The 15,928-nt window shown below is 39.9% G+C and carries 21 protein-coding genes and 2 tRNA genes; 13 read left to right on the top strand and 10 right to left on the bottom strand.

The genetic code is table 11. The annotated features are described in order from the left end of the window. Positions 1 to 43 precede the first annotated feature (43 nt). Entirely contained in the window at positions 44 to 925 is an 882-nt protein-coding gene (locus KCX82_RS04940; RefSeq protein ID WP_227017327.1) for a patatin-like phospholipase family protein, read from the top strand. A gap of 102 nt (positions 926 to 1,027) precedes the next feature. Continuing rightward, a complete protein-coding gene (locus tag KCX82_RS04935; RefSeq protein WP_227017326.1) occupies positions 1,028 to 1,423 on the top strand; it encodes a PspC domain-containing protein in 396 nt (131 codons plus the stop codon). 52 nt (positions 1,424 to 1,475) lie between these two features. Here the strand turns inward: KCX82_RS04935 and KCX82_RS04930 are convergent, their stop codons facing one another. Next, positions 1,476 to 2,171: a TMEM165/GDT1 family protein gene (locus KCX82_RS04930; protein ID WP_227017325.1), complete on the bottom strand. Its 696-nt coding sequence runs from the start codon at positions 2,169 to 2,171 to the stop codon at positions 1,476 to 1,478. A 308-nt stretch (positions 2,172 to 2,479) separates the two neighbouring features. On the opposite strand from KCX82_RS04930, the gene KCX82_RS04925 reads away from it, so the two are divergent. Next, entirely contained in the window at positions 2,480 to 3,592 is a 1,113-nt protein-coding gene (locus tag KCX82_RS04925) for a glycoside hydrolase family 3 protein (protein ID WP_227017324.1), read from the top strand. Between the two features lie 110 nt (positions 3,593 to 3,702). Then, on the top strand, positions 3,703 to 3,894 hold the full coding sequence (locus tag KCX82_RS04920; protein ID WP_227017323.1) for a hypothetical protein: 192 nt from the start codon (positions 3,703 to 3,705) through the stop codon (positions 3,892 to 3,894). A gap of 39 nt (positions 3,895 to 3,933) precedes the next feature. Here the strand turns inward: KCX82_RS04920 and KCX82_RS04915 are convergent, their stop codons facing one another. Continuing rightward, positions 3,934 to 4,548: a hypothetical protein gene (locus KCX82_RS04915; protein ID WP_227017322.1), complete on the bottom strand. Its 615-nt coding sequence runs from the start codon at positions 4,546 to 4,548 to the stop codon at positions 3,934 to 3,936. Positions 4,549 to 4,645: 97 nt separating this feature from the next. Between KCX82_RS04915 and KCX82_RS04910 the strand changes: the two genes are divergently transcribed. After that, entirely contained in the window at positions 4,646 to 4,990 is a 345-nt protein-coding gene (locus KCX82_RS04910) for a DsrE family protein (RefSeq protein ID WP_227017321.1), read from the top strand. Here KCX82_RS04910 and KCX82_RS04905 read toward each other — a convergent pair. Then, complete coding sequence (locus KCX82_RS04905) at positions 4,987 to 5,580, bottom strand: hypothetical protein (RefSeq protein WP_227017320.1); 594 nt, start codon at positions 5,578 to 5,580, stop codon at positions 4,987 to 4,989. The two genes, KCX82_RS04910 and KCX82_RS04905, sit on opposite strands and share 4 nt — an antisense overlap. 145 nt (positions 5,581 to 5,725) lie before the next feature. Beyond that, positions 5,726 to 5,802: transfer RNA gene (locus KCX82_RS04900), tRNA-Pro, on the bottom strand. Between the two features lie 194 nt (positions 5,803 to 5,996). On the opposite strand from KCX82_RS04900, the gene KCX82_RS04895 reads away from it, so the two are divergent. The 4 genes from KCX82_RS04895 to KCX82_RS04880 all read left to right on the top strand — a co-directional run bounded on the left by KCX82_RS04895 (position 5,997) and on the right by KCX82_RS04880 (position 8,391). Beyond that, positions 5,997 to 6,701 carry a thermonuclease family protein gene (locus KCX82_RS04895; RefSeq protein WP_227017428.1) on the top strand — a complete coding sequence of 235 codons (705 nt, stop codon included), beginning with the start codon at positions 5,997 to 5,999 and terminating at the stop codon, positions 6,699 to 6,701. Between the two features lie 148 nt (positions 6,702 to 6,849). Beyond that, positions 6,850 to 7,332, top strand: coding sequence for an RNA polymerase sigma factor (locus KCX82_RS04890; RefSeq protein ID WP_227017319.1), 483 nt, complete (start codon positions 6,850 to 6,852; stop codon positions 7,330 to 7,332). Next, positions 7,329 to 7,949, top strand: coding sequence for a zf-HC2 domain-containing protein (locus tag KCX82_RS04885; protein ID WP_227017318.1), 621 nt, complete (start codon positions 7,329 to 7,331; stop codon positions 7,947 to 7,949). The genes KCX82_RS04890 and KCX82_RS04885 overlap by 4 nt, the downstream gene beginning before the upstream one ends. A 118-nt stretch (positions 7,950 to 8,067) precedes the next feature. Next, on the top strand, positions 8,068 to 8,391 hold the full coding sequence (locus KCX82_RS04880) for an LPS biosynthesis protein (RefSeq protein ID WP_227017317.1): 324 nt from the start codon (positions 8,068 to 8,070) through the stop codon (positions 8,389 to 8,391). A gap of 64 nt (positions 8,392 to 8,455) precedes the next feature. Here the strand turns inward: KCX82_RS04880 and KCX82_RS04875 are convergent, their stop codons facing one another. Together KCX82_RS04875 and KCX82_RS04870 are read right to left on the bottom strand one after the other, a co-directional pair. Further along, positions 8,456 to 8,602, bottom strand: a complete 147-nt coding sequence (locus tag KCX82_RS04875) for a hypothetical protein (RefSeq protein ID WP_227017316.1) — start codon at positions 8,600 to 8,602, stop codon at positions 8,456 to 8,458. A gap of 200 nt (positions 8,603 to 8,802) precedes the next feature. Then, positions 8,803 to 8,880, bottom strand: a tRNA-Pro gene (locus tag KCX82_RS04870). Positions 8,881 to 9,411: 531 nt separating this feature from the next. On the opposite strand from KCX82_RS04870, the gene KCX82_RS04865 reads away from it, so the two are divergent. Then, a complete protein-coding gene (locus tag KCX82_RS04865) occupies positions 9,412 to 9,729 on the top strand; it encodes a phage holin family protein (protein ID WP_227017315.1) in 318 nt (105 codons plus the stop codon). A 96-nt stretch (positions 9,730 to 9,825) separates the two neighbouring features. On the opposite strand, the gene KCX82_RS04860 is transcribed toward KCX82_RS04865, so the two are convergent. Next, the gene (locus KCX82_RS04860; RefSeq protein ID WP_227017314.1) at positions 9,826 to 10,710 is read right to left on the bottom strand and encodes a hypothetical protein; all 885 of its coding nucleotides are present in this window, start codon (positions 10,708 to 10,710) and stop codon (positions 9,826 to 9,828) included. A 216-nt stretch (positions 10,711 to 10,926) separates the two neighbouring features. Between KCX82_RS04860 and KCX82_RS04855 the strand changes: the two genes are divergently transcribed. Beyond that, complete coding sequence (locus KCX82_RS04855; protein WP_227017313.1) at positions 10,927 to 11,139, top strand: hypothetical protein; 213 nt, start codon at positions 10,927 to 10,929, stop codon at positions 11,137 to 11,139. 118 nt (positions 11,140 to 11,257) lie between these two features. After that, a complete protein-coding gene (locus KCX82_RS22920) occupies positions 11,258 to 11,383 on the top strand; it encodes a hypothetical protein (RefSeq protein WP_264373188.1) in 126 nt (41 codons plus the stop codon). Between the two features lie 119 nt (positions 11,384 to 11,502). Here KCX82_RS22920 and KCX82_RS04850 read toward each other — a convergent pair whose 3' ends face one another. Further along, positions 11,503 to 12,507, bottom strand: coding sequence for a YeiH family protein (locus tag KCX82_RS04850; RefSeq protein WP_227017312.1), 1,005 nt, complete (start codon positions 12,505 to 12,507; stop codon positions 11,503 to 11,505). A 147-nt stretch (positions 12,508 to 12,654) separates the two neighbouring features. Between KCX82_RS04850 and KCX82_RS04845 the strand changes: the two genes are divergently transcribed. Beyond that, on the top strand, positions 12,655 to 13,542 hold the full coding sequence (locus KCX82_RS04845; RefSeq protein ID WP_319633332.1) for a LysR substrate-binding domain-containing protein: 888 nt from the start codon (positions 12,655 to 12,657) through the stop codon (positions 13,540 to 13,542). 56 nt (positions 13,543 to 13,598) lie between these two features. Here KCX82_RS04845 and KCX82_RS04840 read toward each other — a convergent pair whose 3' ends face one another. Both KCX82_RS04840 and KCX82_RS04835 read right to left on the bottom strand, forming a co-directional pair. After that, positions 13,599 to 15,047: a sensor histidine kinase gene (locus tag KCX82_RS04840; protein ID WP_227017310.1), complete on the bottom strand. Its 1,449-nt coding sequence runs from the start codon at positions 15,045 to 15,047 to the stop codon at positions 13,599 to 13,601. After that, on the bottom strand, positions 15,037 to 15,732 hold the full coding sequence (locus KCX82_RS04835; RefSeq protein ID WP_227017309.1) for a response regulator transcription factor: 696 nt from the start codon (positions 15,730 to 15,732) through the stop codon (positions 15,037 to 15,039). The genes KCX82_RS04840 and KCX82_RS04835 overlap by 11 nt, the downstream gene beginning before the upstream one ends. Positions 15,733 to 15,928: the final 196 nt, after the last annotated feature.

Raw genomic sequence — 15,928 nt, 5'->3', positions numbered from 1 at the left:
TTTCTGGGTGGTTTTTTAACGAATGAAGAGGAGATATAGTTTCATGATGATTACGAACAATATCAAAGACATTGCCCTTATTTTTGAAGGGGGTGGAATGAGAGCCAGCTATACGGCAGGTTTTTTGAATATCCTGTTGGAAAATAAAATATATTTTGACTATGTTGCGGGAATTTCTGCAGGCTCAAGCCATAGTGTAAATTATCTGTCCAGAGATGTGCAGCGTTCAAAACGCTCCTTTGTAGATTTGGTTTTGGATCCGAATTTCGGCGGATGGAGATCCTTTATAAAAGGGGAAGGTTTTTTCCGTTCAAAATATATTTATGAAGAAACGCCCTATCCGGAAGCTTCGCTGCCCTTTGATTACGATACGTTCGTGGCAAATCCGGCTCGGCTGAGAATCGGTACTTTTGAACGAGACAGCGGAGAAATTATATATTATACAAAAGAGGACATACATAACATTCAGGACTTGATGAAAATTGTGCGTTCGTCATCATCCATGCCTATTTTTATGCCGCCCACCTATTACGGAGAACATTATTATATAGACGGCGGCCTGGGCGGAGGAATCGCTTTGGATATTGCAAAAAGAGACGGTATGGAGAAGTTCTTCGTAGTACTTAGTCGTGAAAGGGGATACCGAAAGAACCCTGTAAAATTTAAGGGCGCTCTGAAAGCTTATTATCGTAAGCATCCTGCTGTGGTCGAAGCGATGATGAGACGCCATATTGTTTACAATGAGACCCTTGAGGAATTGAAACAACTGGAAAGCGAAGGAAAAGCCTTCCTCGTATATCCTGAAACAATGCCGGTCTCCAATCGTGAGCTTAATTTTAACAAGCTGTCGGAAAGCTATCATCTGGGTTATACGCAAGGTCAACGGGATTTGCCGTTGTGGAAAGAGTTTTTGTGTATAGATTAACAGAGAAAAATATGGTAATATTATATTCAATGTAAATAAAAGAATTTATAACGACAGAATTTTCTTCTGTTGAATGTATGATAAAAGATAGGAATGAAAGATATGGAAAGAAAACTGTACAAATCATCTAATGATAAGGTATTTGCAGGAGTATGCGGCGGGATCGGTGAGTATTTTGGTGTGGATTCCGTTATTATTCGTCTGATCTGGGTAGTATTCACGCTTATGGCCGGAGCAGGCCTGATTGCCTACATTATTGCGGCTATTATCATTCCCGAAAAAAACAGCAATCGGTCTTCTGGCGACACCTATTACAATTCGGAAGAAACTGAACCGGCAAGACATAGCAGCGGGATGCCTGCGTTGGGAATCATTCTGATTATTTTAGGCGGAATCGTACTTCTGAAAAATTTTATTCCATGGATCCCCGAAGAAATTTTCCTGGCAGCCTTATTGATCGGATTGGGAATCTTCTTTATAACCAAGAAAAGCAAATAGAATACATGAGATAAAAAATACCCTTGGGAAAAGGGTATTTTTTTACCAAATTTTACCGTTCTTCCTTTGGACAGACATTTCTCTTTAGAAAATAGAAGGCGGTTAAGGCGGTCAGAAGCAGTAAAAACAGCAATACACCTGCCGTAATTGAAAAATTAAGCTTTAAATCATTGACAGCAACCTGATAAAAACCGATAAATCCAAATAAGATAAAGACCCCTGCCGAGACCAGCTTTATTGTCTTTTCGGGAATTTTCCTGCACATTACCACACCAGCAACGATCCCTATGGAATCAGCAATTAGCATGCCAGTGGTGGTACCCATCAGAATACCAATGGGTTCAGCGGGGAATTTGGCTGCAAGAGCGATGGTGGCAAGCTGTGTCTTGTCCCCGAGCTCCGCAATAAAAAAGGCGATGGCAACCGTCATAACAGCACCAAACCGGGTCTGTCTGTTTTCTTCTCCTTCCAGCTTATCGCCGCGGATTGTCCAAAGACCGAAGAAAATAAAAGATAATGCCGCAATGCTTTGGATCCAGATTTCAAGGGACTCAAATCTGGTGATAAAGTTTCCTAAGGCCACTGCCATTGCGTGATTGAGCACGGTCGCGAGAAATACTCCTAAAAGAACTTTTGAAGCTTTATATTTCGCGGCAAAAGCCATTGCCAGCAGCTGGGTTTTGTCCCCCATTTCAGCAAGTGTTACGGCTCCTACGGAAAAAAGAAATGCGATTAGAGTTGAATACATGTTTTTCCAACCTTTCATTTTACTGATTGGGTCATGAAGAGGCCAATAAAAAAAACCTTCAACATAACCCCAAATAACGGATTATGCTAAAAGTCTCGTTGCCGGTTCACGGTTGCAAAGCCAGGTTCGGTCAGCCCTCTCCAGTATGTTGACTTTACAAAAATAACTACTCCCTCTTAACATCCAATATGTTACTATATTTTGAGGCGACTTGTCAATAATATTAGTAATAATAGTATTATTGACAAGTCATCTGAAAAAAATAGGGTAAAAAGCATAAATGAACGCTTTCGATAGGAGAGATTGCCATGAAAAAAAATTTCTCTACAGTCCTGATCCTAATATTGCTGGCCGTCTTATGGGGGTGCGGCAGCAGCAATTCAGAAAATGCCCCTGTTGAACAGCCCCTCTCTTATGAGGAACGAGCTGCGATGATGCTGGAAGAGATGACCTTGAAAGAAAAGGTCGGGCAGATGTTCTTTGTCAGATGCAGAAAGGATACTGCTGTTTCAGATGTAGAGCAATATGATCTCGGGGGCTATATCCTTTTTGACAAGAATGTCCGTGACGAATCAAAAGAGACCTTGAAATCCACCATAAAAAGCTATCAGGATGCAGCCAAAATAAAAATGTTGATCGGAATTGACGAAGAGGGCGGAAAGGTAAACCGATTGAGCAATTATCCTCAATTCAGGAAAGTACCTTTTTATTCTCCGCAGGCATTGTACCAGGAGGGGGGCTACCCCTTAATCATCAGTGATACGGAAGAAAAGGCCGCTCTTCTTACGAGCTTGGGAATTAACGTAAATCTGGCTCCGGTCTGCGATGTTTCTTTGGATCCCGATGATTATATCTATTTGAGAACCTTTGGGAAGGATGCGGAGGAAACGGCAATGTATGTGAAAACTGTGGTGGAAACGATGAATTCTCAGAAGATCGGGTGCACTTTAAAGCATTTCCCCGGCTATGGAAATAATACGGATACACACACGGGAATTGCAATTGATTATAGGAGCTATGATTCTTTTCTCAACAGTGACTTTCTCCCTTTTCAGGCAGGGATAGAAGCCGGGGCCGGAAGCATATTGGTTTCTCATAATATCGTCACTTGTATGGATGAACAGCTGCCTGCTTCCCTTTCACCGGCAGTTCATAAAGTTTTAAGAGAAGATCTTGGGTTTGAAGGTGTGATTATGACTGACGATCTGAAAATGGATGCTATCAAGCAATACATTGGGGATGAAGTATCCGCAGTGCTGGCGATTCAAGCAGGAAATGATCTCATCATCGCTTCTGACTTTGATATTCAAATACCATCTGTATTGGATGCAATCGCGAGAGGTGAGATTCGCGAAGAACGTATTAATGAATCTGTAGTAAGGATTCTTTGCTGGAAGTTCAAACTCGGCATTTTATCCTAAGAATAAAAATCATGACATTCTCCTAAAAGGGGAATAATCATATAAAAGGGGAATAATCATAAGAAATTCATACCATAATATCCAGTGATAGTAAAGGGAGGTCAAGTTAGATGAAACAATTTACCTGCAGCTGCCTGGAAAGTCAGTTCAAAAGCCCCAACGAAGTCTATGTTGGGTTTGATGCAAAATCTATTTCTTCAATTTTATGCGCATACAGGCCGAATAAGAAAGTGACTCTTAGAAATATTAAGTTGGAAGTAAACTATTGCCCTCTATGCGGAGCCCAATTAAAGGAAATATAAAAAATAACCGCTTAGCCTGTTCTATAGGCAAGCGGTTTTTTATCGGTCTATTCTTAAAAAGTGCCAGCTTTGTCTCGGTCGCTCGGTTATTTGCTGGATAACTCCATTTGCCATATAATCACCAAGTATGGAGGAATGATGGGACATTCTGTCAAATATTTCGATATCTTTTTCATAAGCTCCCGAAAATAGGGCGATGGTTTCTTCCACCGTCATTTTGACATATTGGCGAAGAAGATTTCTCCATTCTGCCTCATTCCAGTAAGGGTTGATCAGAGACATATAACGGGCCATCTCGTCGCAATTCTTATACCAATCTGAAATTCCCTGATCAGCAGCTTCCTGATTTCCATCTTTCAGAGCTGTAATCACCCCTTCTGCGGTTACAAGATGCTTTATTAATAGAAATTCAAGTCGTTCCGGTAAAACCTTGCCGTAAAACATCTGAAGTTTATTTTTGAATTCGGAAGTAATACGATATAGACGCTGGTTAATTAAATCTCTGTCACCAAAGGATGCGGCCATGCTTCCTATGAGAGTTCTTTGCCAAATGGTCAGTTCGGTCCATAGCTTTTTAAAATCATGAATCATATTCATATGTCCGTAAGTAATATGGTTTCTTCTGTGCTCGAGGCTGTTCGTTTGTTTCTCCAATTCAGTCACCTCATTTTAGTAATGGGAGTTTCCTTTCGTTTCCAAAAGTTATCCTGTCTGGTATAATAATAAAAAATAAAAGTAGGAGGTATCAATTATGAAAATTGATAAACTGACGATCTTATGGACATCAGAGGATGAAGAAATCGCCTTGAATATGCTGCTGATGTATACGCTGAAATCAAATGTAAATCATTGGTGGAAGGAATGCAACCTGATTACCTGGGGTCCTTCCAATAAACTGCTATGCAGTAATCCGGAAGTTCAGGTTATGGTGAAACAGATCATGGAAGCAGGTGTAAAGGTGTATTCCTGTAAACGTTGCGCTGACGAATACGGTCTTACGGAGCAGCTGGAAAAAATGGGGATTGAAGTAAAACTTATGGGTGAGCCGTTTACTGAGTATCTTCAGGACAGCAGTTACCGTGTCATTTCTATTTAATACGGGGACCGTTTTTGTGCTTCCTTTGTTATTAAATATTGCATGACACCGGCAGCCATATAATCGCCCAGTATTAAGGCATGGTGTGCAAGCCTGTCGTAGATTTCAATATCACGGGAAAAATCACCGGAAAATAAGGCCACAATTTGATCAATTGTTAGTCTGAGATACTGATCCAACAGTATTCTCCATTGTGCAGCATTCCAGTATGGATTCATCATTGCCAGGTAGGTTGAGATTTCATCTGAGTTTTTATACAGTTCGGTAATGGCGGTATTCATGGCCTCGATATCGCCTCTTTGCTGGGCTTTTACCATTTCCTGAATTAAAGTGATATGCTTCGTCAGTAAAAATTCAAAGCGTTCCGGAGCCACTTCTCCATAAAAGGTTTCAAGCTTGCTTTTAAAATCGGATGGAATGCGATGCAGTCTGTCGCTTACGGCCATATCGTTCCCAAACTGAGCGGCAATGCTGGCGATATAAGATCTTTCCCAGATGGTTAGCTCTGCCCAAAGGGTTCGAAAATCATTAATTAAATTCATTTGACCATAGGTTATGTAATTGCTTTCATCCTGTTTTTTATCTACCATTTTATGGTTCTCCATTCTAATACTTTCACCATATAATATGATTTAGATTAGAAATCCGTTCTGAAATTGGTTTTGCAATGCAAAATATTTCGCGGCCGGAAAAATAAAAAGAAGTCGCTTTAAACGACTTCTTCAGCTTCTTTATTGGTCGGAGTGGCCGGATTTGAACCGGCGGCCTTTGCGTCCCGAACGCAACACTCTACCGAACTGAGCCACACCCCGATATTTCTATTATAAGCAAATTGAGCCTGATTGTAAAGATATCATATGTTTTTTTTATATTTTAAAAATATATTTGGCAATTTCCGGATTTTTACGGTATAGTTTATCTTTGTACGAAATATAGTAGCCTGAAGGAACTGAGTTCCCTTAAATTGGAAGGGCTGGAATTTAAAGGAGGCAGAATTTTGAAGAGGGTGAAAAACAGGGTAAAATGGCTGACTGCTGCTATTGCATTAACCATCCTATTATCCGGTTGCAGTGGAACATCTGCAGGGCAAGTGGCAGCGGAAGAAAAAGATGGATTACAGGGCCCCTATGATGTGGTCAGAGTCGTAGACGGCGATACGATCATTATCGATATAGATGGTCAGGAAGAAAGAGTGCGGCTTATTGGAGTGGATACTCCGGAGTCGGTTCATCCTGATGGAGAAAAAAACGTGGCATATGGAAAGGTTGCTTCCGAGTATACGGCAGACATGCTTGAAGACCAGCAGGTAGAAGTAGAGTATGATGTTCAGGAAAGAGATCGGTACGGGAGAATTCTGGCCTATGTTTATCTGGATGGAACCATGTTTAATAAGACCTTGCTGACAGAGGGCCATGCCAAACTGGCCACCTATCCGCCGAATGTGAAATATACCGAGGACTTTACTGAACTTCAGGAGGAAGCCAGGGCGGAGAAAAAAGGTGTCTGGGCATATGACAGCCTATCACAGGGATCGGCTGAGGGGGATAGGGAAGAAGAAACCTCTTATATAGGAAACAGCAGCACAAAAAAATATCATCGGGAAAGCTGCAGTGCTGTTTTGAAAATGAATGAGGAAAACAAAGTAATCTTTCAAACCGGCGAAGAAGCAGAAACTCAGGGATATGAACCCTGTAAGAGATGCAACCCATAAATGCGCCCGATAAATAGACAAAAAAATATCTGAAGCCGGGGAGACCCGGCATTTTCTTTTGCATAAATTTTCAATATAATAATTTTATCATTACCATGTAACGAAATTATGGTTTTTCGGATATATGTTGTGAAGGGGGTGACATTGCTTGCTTGACATAGATGCTATTTACAAAGACTACGCTAAAATCGTTTTCAAATTTTTAATAAGCCTTTGCAATGACGTAAACACTGCCGAAGAGCTTACTCAGGAAACCTTTTATCGTGCAATAAAATCGGCAAAGCGCTATGACGGCACCTGCAAAGTGTCAACCTGGCTCTGTCAAATTGCGAAACATGTATGGTATCAGGAAATCGATCATAGAAAACGCAAAGAAACGTCGTCGCTTGATGATAAAATTGCTGCCGATGAATTAAACCTGGAAGAAAAATTATGCCGGGCAGAAGAAAAAATGCATCTGATTAAAGCAGTACATATTCTAGATGAAACTGCAAAGGAAGTCGTTCTCTTGCGTATTACAGGAGCATTTTCTTTTAAAGAAATCGGTGAAGTTTTCAATAAAAATGAAAACTGGGCAAGAGTCACTTTTTATCGGGCAAAACAAAAAATAATGAAAGGAAGATTGGAATGAAATGTGAGATTATCAAGGATTTACTGCCAAGCTATATTGATGACTTGACCAGTTCTGAAAGCAACATGGAAATCGAAGAACATCTTAAAGACTGCTCTCAATGCAAGGAATGTTTGGAGCAAATGAAAGCGGAGGTTAAGGCAGAAAATCCACGGTACGACAAAGCAAAAATCAAACCGTTTAAAAAACTGAACAGAAGGATCTTCTATTCGGTGCTGATAACGCTGGGAGTGTGTATTTTGATAACAGGCGTTTACTTCTATTTCTTCGAAATTGGTTGGAAAGCAGACTCCAAAGATATGAACGTGGAATACTCCTATCAAAATGGCACCTTAACAATTGATTTTGAATTGACAGATGGCAGGGTGCTTACCCCGTGGATTATCCGCAATAAAAAAATCACGGGTCCTGCTGCCGAAATAAGTTTCCGAGAATGTTACAGCAGTATTTTAGATGACAGGGGAAAATATCCGAATCAGTTTTCTTGGGGAATAGGGTATATGGATGAAAAGGGAAACGTTATGAAATTCTCAGAAGACGATTTTATTATCTTGCATTTTAAAGATAAAACCGAAACGATTTACCTGCAAGATATTGTTAAGGAATTGAGTATTTGATTCCCGAACGATGACTTTTCCGTAATGTTTATAAGAACTGGGGAACCCGGATTTTTGTTGAAGAAAAGAACTTGCTGTGATACCATGTTATTAAATTAGTGTTTATTGGAGGTCATAGATGAAAATAGATAACAACGAAATGGCTAAGAAACAGCAAGAGCTTGATTCACAGGGATTTAAACAAGAAGCACGCCAAATGAGATTCGAGTTTTTAAGACAGGTCAAGGAAAGTGGTATTGATCACTGCCCTTGCAAAGAAGCGTGCCCGCACCACGGTAATTGCTATGAATGTGTAACGATTCACAGAGGGCATCAAGACCATCTTCCCTTTTGCTTTTGGGATATGATAAATGAGAAACTTTACGGGATGTCCAGAATGACAGAAGGCTCCATAAAGGACTATACCCCGTCGTGCTCGAATTCCAGTGAAGAGAAAATATAAAAAAAGTGGAAATGACGGAATCAACGTTTCCTATTTCCACATGTCACTTCAAGGGCAACAACGATTATTTATTTTGGGGTTTTTTTGTATCGGTTTCTTTGTCATGGGTTTCATGTTCACCTAGGGCATATTCCATGACTTTATCCATATTACGATCCTTTTTGTCTATACCAAGCCGTTCAAAGTTGTCTCTATTATAAGAATTACTCATTTTATCACCTCCTCGTTTTAGTATTTGCAGTATGTTATCTAATATTCGCTTATGCGCTGTTATTCTGAAAGACAACTTCCTGCAAATTTTTATACGAAAATTTTATGAAATAGCCCGGAATAACCAAATCGGAATTTCTGCTCTGAATAAACAAAAAACCTGCAAGCCGTTGAAACAACGTATTGCAGGTTATTTTTAATTGGTCGGAGTGGGGAGATTTGAACTCCCGACCTCTTGACCCCCAGTCAAGCACGCTGACCAAGCTGCGCTACACCCCGATGTTTCTATTATATTCATTTTAGAGGCAAATGTAAAGACCGTATTGTGATCTAATTAAAAGTTTCATATTGAAATCCCATAAAATTTCTATGAAATTTCTGTGATGACCTGATCAAGTTAAATGACTGGAAAACTGTGGCTGGTTTCTTTATAAAAGAAAAAACCTGTGGATAACTTTGGCGGAATTCTTTTGAAAATAGAAATAAACATTGAAATTTGTCAGTTTTTCTTTATTATGGTTATCCACACTGCCACGTGGATAAAATTGTATACAATTTTTGAAAAGGTGTGGAAAAACGACAGTACCCTTAATATTTTAACGGTTTCGGGCTGTTGAAAAAAAGATGGAGATATTCGCCAAATGGTTTACATAATAAACGTAAAACTGATAATATACGTAATTTTTTCTTCTCTTGCTATATTTGCCTGAATCTATTGAAATTTAGACAAGTCCAGCTGCATATATTAGATATAGGATCTTGAAATTAAAAAGGCGGCTTGAACTGCTTCATCGGAAAGGAATGAAAAATATGGAGAGTGTAATTGCCTTTATTCGACCGGAGTTGTCTATCTTAATTGTATTTTTATACTGTGTAGGGCTTTTTCTGAAGTTGAATAAGAGCTTTAGAAAAGAATGGATGATCCCGTATATTCTACTGGTAATCAGCTTCGTGATCACTTTAGCCTATGTCAGCATTTACTTAGGAGAAGGCTTTTCTCCTTCCGTACTCATTGCCGTTATCATTCAATCTGTTCTTATTGCTGCAGTTACGGTATTCGGCAACGAACTGATAAAACAGGTGCATGTAAAGAGGAAGGAAAGAGAATGTCTGAAGTATAAACCTTGAATAAAGATAGAGCGAATCAAGAAACGAAAGATTTCTGTTCAAAGCGAGGCGCATAGCTGCCATTGGCAGTTATGCGCCTTTTTCATGTTAAACCTTCTATAAAGTTGTGCTAGTTATGTTTTGCTCATCTGATTCGGAAGCATTTCCAGGCCCAATCCCCTGTCTGTTGCCTCCTTTCAATCCAGGTCCCCTATGGAGCCAGGCTCCCCCGGATTTTACCAGCTGATCTGCTTGCTCTTGCGTGATGGTCCCCTCATCCACCAATTCGGAAAGAGCAGCTTCGTAGAGCGATTGCATTTCTTCCTGCAGAGCAGTTCTTTGATCATCGCTCAGATTCTGGCAAGCACCTGCCTCCTTCTGAACGGGTTCTTTTTCAATTTCCTCCTGCATCAGGATACCATCCTTCACCAGAGTTTCCAGAGCTTGCTTCATGCTGTCACGTCTTACCTGCTTTACGGCTTCTCTTTGTTCGTCAGTAAGATTGAGACTGTCTTTGATTCCATTGTCTGCATCCAGCACGATATCAGCCTGCTCTTGCGTGATGGTCCCCTCATCCACTAACGCACTGATACCAGCTTCGTAGTTGGACTGCATCTCTTCCAGCAGGGCTTCTCTTTGTTCCTCGGTTACATTTGGAGTGTTTCTGCAGGACTTCGGAGAAGCTTCCTGATCAGCCTGCTGTGGGTTGCCTTTTAGCTCCGACAATTTTGACTGTATTTCCAGAATGCTGTCTGCTTCTTCCTGGGTAAGGATATCATCCTTAACAAGATTCGCAACGGCTTCCTCCATGCTGCTGATTCTTGCCTGCTGTACTGCTTCTCTTTGTGTTTCTGTCAGGCTTACAAAATCAGTAGGATACGTTCCCCGGCCTGATTTTGCGGTTCCGGCTGTGGTATCTGCAGATGCAAATGCTATGGCACCGGATGAAACCAGAACGGTTATCGCAGTCATAGCAGCCAGAACAATTTTTTTTCTCGTCATATTTCTTCATCCCTTCTTTCCTTTTTGAAATTTTGCTGCACAATTTTCTGAGACTTGGCATCAGGACTTATTCGGTCTGTGCCGTATCCCATAACAGTACTGTAATATAAAAATGTGAAGGGTAAGTAGTATCCTTGTGACAATCAGGTGAAAGTTGTGCTGGAAGAGGAACATCTAAAAAATAAAAACATAAGATATATGGAAGGAGGTGGATACGTGGATTTAAAAAATTACAAAATCACGGTAGGAGAGCTCCTGTCAAACCCAAAGTCGAAGGCAGTTCTTCACAGAGAATTTCCGAATCTGATCAATCATCCCATGATCGGTATGGCTCGAAATATGACATTAGAAAAAGTCTTGCGATACGCGCAGGATTACCTCCCAAAAGAAAGAATTCGTCAGGTTATTTCGGAGCTTGAAAGAATATAGTATTCCTATGCATAACCCGATTATCAGGTTATGCATGGGATACATATCTGACGATTCACGTTGATAGAAATAATCTGTTTGATTCGGGGTTACAATAGTGAAAAAGGAGGGTGATGAAATGAAATTGGACAAGAAGCAAATAAAAGAGATGAATCAATCTTCACAGGAAAACCTAACATCTGATCAGACAAGGGAAATTTATAAAGGAACTGACAGATATACAACAGACAATGACAACAAATAGAAAGCGTGTAGTGTCATTCTAAAAATGGACAATGTAAAAACAGACTATGATACAATTCAAGTATTTGTAGTCTGTTTACATTTCAGGAGAGTTTGAAAACAAAGAAATACAAGCCTTTTCTACCAGTATCCTGCTATATGCTGGACTCCCAAGCTTACCAGTGCGATACCTACCCAACAGCAGAATCCCATAATAATTGGTTTACCCCCTGTTCTTATCAGTTTTACGATGTTTGTGTTCAGGCCAATGGCAGACATTGCCATTATGATGCAGAATTTGCTGAATTCTTTTATAGGGCCAATGATTTCGATTGGGGGATGAAAAAGAGTCGTAACAATGGAAGCAAGTACAAAATAAAGAATGAATTTCGGAAAAATTTTCTTTAAGCTTAGCTTTGAATCCATATTTTTTTCTCTCCTGGTACGCAGGAAGGCCAGTCCAAGGGATATTGGAATGATAGCCAGAGTTCTTGTCAATTTTACTATGGCAGCGCCATCTAATGTGTTGCTTGCGTGTATTCCGTCCCATGCAGCTGCAGCGGCTGTTACGGATGATGTGTCATTAATCGCTGTGCCGGCAAAAAGGCTAAAACCTGTGTCGGAAAGACCGAGCAAACTGCCTAGTGTTGGGAAAGTCAATGCTGCTGCAACGTTGAAAAGGAAAATAACTGAAATGGACTGAGCTATTTCTTCGTCGCTTGCACCGATAATCGGTGCGGCAGCAGCAATTGCAGAACCGCCGCAAATGGAAGAACCAACTCCGATCAGTGTCGATGTTTTTTCCGGAACCTTTAATGCTTTATGAATGATAAATGCGATGATCAGTGAAGTTGAGATAGTTGTGATAATAATTGGAAGAGATTGCTTCCCCTTTAATAAAATATCAGTGAAATTCATCCCAAAACCAAGCAGGACGACTGCAAACTGCAGGATTTTCTTTGATGTAAAAGTGATGCCCGGCCGAAAGGAGTCATCCTTGCGGATTGCACCGGTTACAATCATCCCAATCAAAATAGAAAAAACGGGACCGCCTACAACCGGAAGGATCTGACCCAGATACCAGGAAGGAGCAGCAATGAAAAAACATAATAAAATGCCTTTCCAGGATTTCTTCATAAAGTCCATAATTTTATCGCCTCTTTAAATACTTAAAATGAATATATAGCTTATTGGTTTAGATTAACATAGAATAATGATAAATAAAAATTATTATATTTTATATAACGATAATAATATGTTATGATAAATGAAAAGTAAATTTTTAAAGTCAGGGTGATAAAATTGTTGGATTATAGGATAGAGACCTTTTTAGCTGTCTGCAAATATATGAATTTTACCAGAGCAGCAGAAAAAATGAATATAACGCAGCCTGCAGTCTCGCAGCATATACGGTATCTGGAAGAGGAGTACGGCATAAAAATTTTCAAGTATGACGGCAAGAAGATGAAGCTGACAAAGGAAGGCGAAACGCTGTTAAATGCCGTAACTACCATAAAACACGATGACCTTTTTCTTCGAGAGCATCTAAAAGAGTTAAAAGGAGAACGGCGAAAACTAATTTTCGGAACAACGCTTACGATTGGAGAATTTGTTATTCCAAGTCACCTGGCGGCCTATTTACACAAATACCCTGATACATCGATTCAGATGATGGTAGCCAACACTTACGTACTTTTGGAAAAGCTGAACAACGGAGAGATCGACTTTGCCATTATTGAAGGATATTTCACGAAAAGTGAATACGATTATCTTCCATATTCAAGAGAAAAATATATCCCGGTATGCGGTCCGGAATATGTATTCAACGGAAAGGGCAGCACAGTGGAGGATCTGCTGAATGAAAGGTTGATTGTCCGTGAGCCGGGTTCCGGGACAAGGGAGATACTGGAAAGAACACTTGGAGAAAGGAATCTGACCATACAGGACTTTAAGAATCTTGTGGAGATCAGTAACATGAATGCAATTAAGTCTTTGGTACAGGCAAACTGTGGAATTACTTTTCTTTACGAAGCAGCAGCACGGAAAGAAATAACAGAAGGAAAGCTAAAAGAAATTCCTCTTGGCAAATACAATGTAACACATGATTTTACATTTGTCTGGAGGAAGGGGAGTATATTCGCTGAAAGATACAAGAAATTGTTTGCAATTCTAAAAAACTGAAGCGTGCGGAACGAATCCTCCAGAACATTTGGCTTGTGAATGAAGTCAAATGGAAATTAAAAACGAAATCTGAATTCAGTTCCCACTATTTGACTGCTGTTCACCGAAACCTGAATATGATGTCTCTCTGCTATCTGTTTCGCGATGGAAAGTCCAAGACCTGTGCCATTTTTATTCTGCTCGGACTTGGATTTATAAAACCGATCAAAGATAAAGGGCAAATCCTCCTGGGGAATTCCCACGCCAGAATCCCGTATAGAAATTTCCCTATTTTGCAGAGATATGGAAACCATGCTATTTTCAGAAGAAAATTTGATGGCATTATCAAGAATAATCATCAGCATTTGCCGGATCCGGCCATAATCTCCTACCACCATGCAAAGCAAGGAATCCTGTTTGTATTGAATCTCAATGTTCTTGCCAGATGCTATATTCCTTGCACTGCGTACAACGTCATTCAGAACATCACACAAGTTTAATTCTTGCATTTCTATTTTAAAATCAATATTTTGGAGACGGGATAAATCGAGTAAATCGTCAACCAGCCTTTGCAAAAATATACTTTCGTTTAACATTTGACGATAATAATTTTTTATTTGCTCCGAATCGACGACAACCTCATCACAAAGAGCTTCCAGCGAGCCGCGAATCACTGTTACCGGAGTTCTAAGCTCATGTGAAATATTAGCTACAAAATCACGACGCAGCTTCATTAAATGATCACTCTCCTTACTAGCAACTTCAAGCTGTTCGCTCAGGGTATCAATTGCGGAAGCAAGTGCCCCAATCTCATCCTTGCTATGAACACCGGTCTTAACTGAATAATCACCACCTGCCAGTTGTACTGTTGAATTTTTCATTTTTTTTAACGGTCGTGTAAAGGAAATTGCTAACAAGATCGATAGAATAATAGATAATACAAGTGCAATGGAAACACTGATTGCCAGTATTTGAAAGCCTTGATCAATGGCATCATGGATGCCATTGACAGGAGAATGCAGCAATAAAGCTCCAATCACCTTACCGTCCTGCTGAATTGGCGTTCCGACTGTTAAGGTGGGTGTTTCTAACAGGTCGCTGAAGCCCTCACTGAAAGTGGTGCTTCCTTGGAAAACCTCTTTCACGACTGTTTCGGCATCTTTGGGCAAATCAGCATAATTAAATGATTGAATCCCCATATGCCCAATTGTTATTAATTCCAGGTTTTCATCCACGATCCAGACATCTGCCATGGCGATATCGTCTAAAAAACGAAGGTATGCCATATAACCACCCTGGCCTCCGCTCATCATGCCCATTCTCATACCAGGGTTATTACGCGTATCATTCAATAATTCAGATACAGTGGCTGCAATGGTTGTTGCACGATTTTCCAATTCTGATTTTTGAAGTTCTATCGTATGCACTTTGAACAGCATCATAAACACACTGCCAATGCTGATAGAAAACAGAAGCAGCGTTGCTGAAAAGTATAGAATCAATCGAAATGCAATTTTATTTTTCATCGGTTTTACCCTCAAATTTATAACCAACGCCCCAGATCGTTTTTATATCCCATTCATCATGGTCAATTACTTCCAGTTTTGCACGCAGGCGTTTAATATGGGAATCTACTGTACGGCTGTCGCCAAAATAATCGTACCCCCATAAGCTGTTTAAAAGGTTATCACGAGAAAATACTTTATTCTTATTTGTAGCCAGAATCCATAATAATTCAATTTCCTTTTTCGTTAATGAAATATAGGAATTATTAATTGCCACAGTATAATCGTCCAAGTTAATTTTTAAATTGGCGTAAGAATAGGTTTGATGCTTTTGATCTTCCTCGCGGGAAATTCTTCTCAAAATTGCCCGTATTCTTGCCATAACTTCTCCGGGAGAGAAGGGTTTTACGATATAGTCGTCTGCACCGATATCCAATCCCATAATCTTCTCAAAGTCTTCGCCTCTGGCTGTAATCATGATCACCGGAACATTGGAAGTCTTTCGAATCTCACGGCAAACCTCGAATCCATCCATTAGCGGCATCATAACATCAAGCAATACGATATCAGGCTGCACCTCTTGGAATAGATCCAAGGCTTCCCGGCCGTCTAAAGCAATTCTTGTTAGGAATCCTTCTTTTTTTGCATATTCCTCCAAAATGGAGGTAATTTGTTTATTGTCATCCGCAATTAGAATCGTTGGCATAAATCACCTCAAACATATGATTGCTAATTATACCATATCCGGTAACAAGAGTTGTGGCAAAAGTGTGTTTTTATATTATCGAAATAACATAATTTTATAAATTAAAAAACATATTTTTGCCATACTTTGCAGGTAATCTATCATCATAGCAAGTGAAAGCAATTACTTGTAATCGTTCAGTAGAAATAAGGAGGTT

This window comes from Sinanaerobacter chloroacetimidivorans (genome assembly GCF_018128545.1).
In the GTDB taxonomy this organism is placed as follows: Bacteria; Bacillota; Clostridia; order Peptostreptococcales; family Anaerovoracaceae; genus Sinanaerobacter; species Sinanaerobacter chloroacetimidivorans.
Note: the sequence above shows the minus strand (reverse complement) of the source record. Positions and strands in the feature narration are given on the sequence as shown.

Excerpts from the sequence above, each read along its gene's own strand:
- KCX82_RS04940 (WP_227017327.1), top strand. The coding sequence starts at position 44 with ATGATGATTACGAACAATATCAAAGACATTGCCCTTATTTTTGAAGGG.
- KCX82_RS04935 (WP_227017326.1), top strand. The coding sequence starts at position 1,028 with ATGGAAAGAAAACTGTACAAATCATCTAATGATAAGGTATTTGCAGGA.
- KCX82_RS04930 (WP_227017325.1), bottom strand. The coding sequence starts at position 2,171 with ATGTATTCAACTCTAATCGCATTTCTTTTTTCCGTAGGAGCCGTAACA.
- KCX82_RS04925 (WP_227017324.1), top strand. The coding sequence starts at position 2,480 with ATGAAAAAAAATTTCTCTACAGTCCTGATCCTAATATTGCTGGCCGTC.
- KCX82_RS04920 (WP_227017323.1), top strand. The coding sequence starts at position 3,703 with ATGAAACAATTTACCTGCAGCTGCCTGGAAAGTCAGTTCAAAAGCCCC.
- KCX82_RS04910 (WP_227017321.1), top strand. The coding sequence starts at position 4,646 with ATGAAAATTGATAAACTGACGATCTTATGGACATCAGAGGATGAAGAA.
- KCX82_RS04905 (WP_227017320.1), bottom strand. The coding sequence starts at position 5,580 with ATGGTAGATAAAAAACAGGATGAAAGCAATTACATAACCTATGGTCAA.
- KCX82_RS04885 (WP_227017318.1), top strand. The coding sequence starts at position 7,329 with ATGAAATGTGAGATTATCAAGGATTTACTGCCAAGCTATATTGATGAC.
- KCX82_RS04880 (WP_227017317.1), top strand. The coding sequence starts at position 8,068 with ATGAAAATAGATAACAACGAAATGGCTAAGAAACAGCAAGAGCTTGAT.
- KCX82_RS04875 (WP_227017316.1), bottom strand. The coding sequence starts at position 8,602 with ATGAGTAATTCTTATAATAGAGACAACTTTGAACGGCTTGGTATAGAC.
- KCX82_RS04865 (WP_227017315.1), top strand. The coding sequence starts at position 9,412 with ATGGAGAGTGTAATTGCCTTTATTCGACCGGAGTTGTCTATCTTAATT.
- KCX82_RS04860 (WP_227017314.1), bottom strand. The coding sequence starts at position 10,710 with ATGACGAGAAAAAAAATTGTTCTGGCTGCTATGACTGCGATAACCGTT.
- KCX82_RS22920 (WP_264373188.1), top strand. The coding sequence starts at position 11,258 with ATGAAATTGGACAAGAAGCAAATAAAAGAGATGAATCAATCTTCACAG.
- KCX82_RS04850 (WP_227017312.1), bottom strand. The coding sequence starts at position 12,507 with ATGGACTTTATGAAGAAATCCTGGAAAGGCATTTTATTATGTTTTTTC.
- KCX82_RS04840 (WP_227017310.1), bottom strand. The coding sequence starts at position 15,047 with ATGAAAAATAAAATTGCATTTCGATTGATTCTATACTTTTCAGCAACG.
- KCX82_RS04835 (WP_227017309.1), bottom strand. The coding sequence starts at position 15,732 with ATGCCAACGATTCTAATTGCGGATGACAATAAACAAATTACCTCCATT.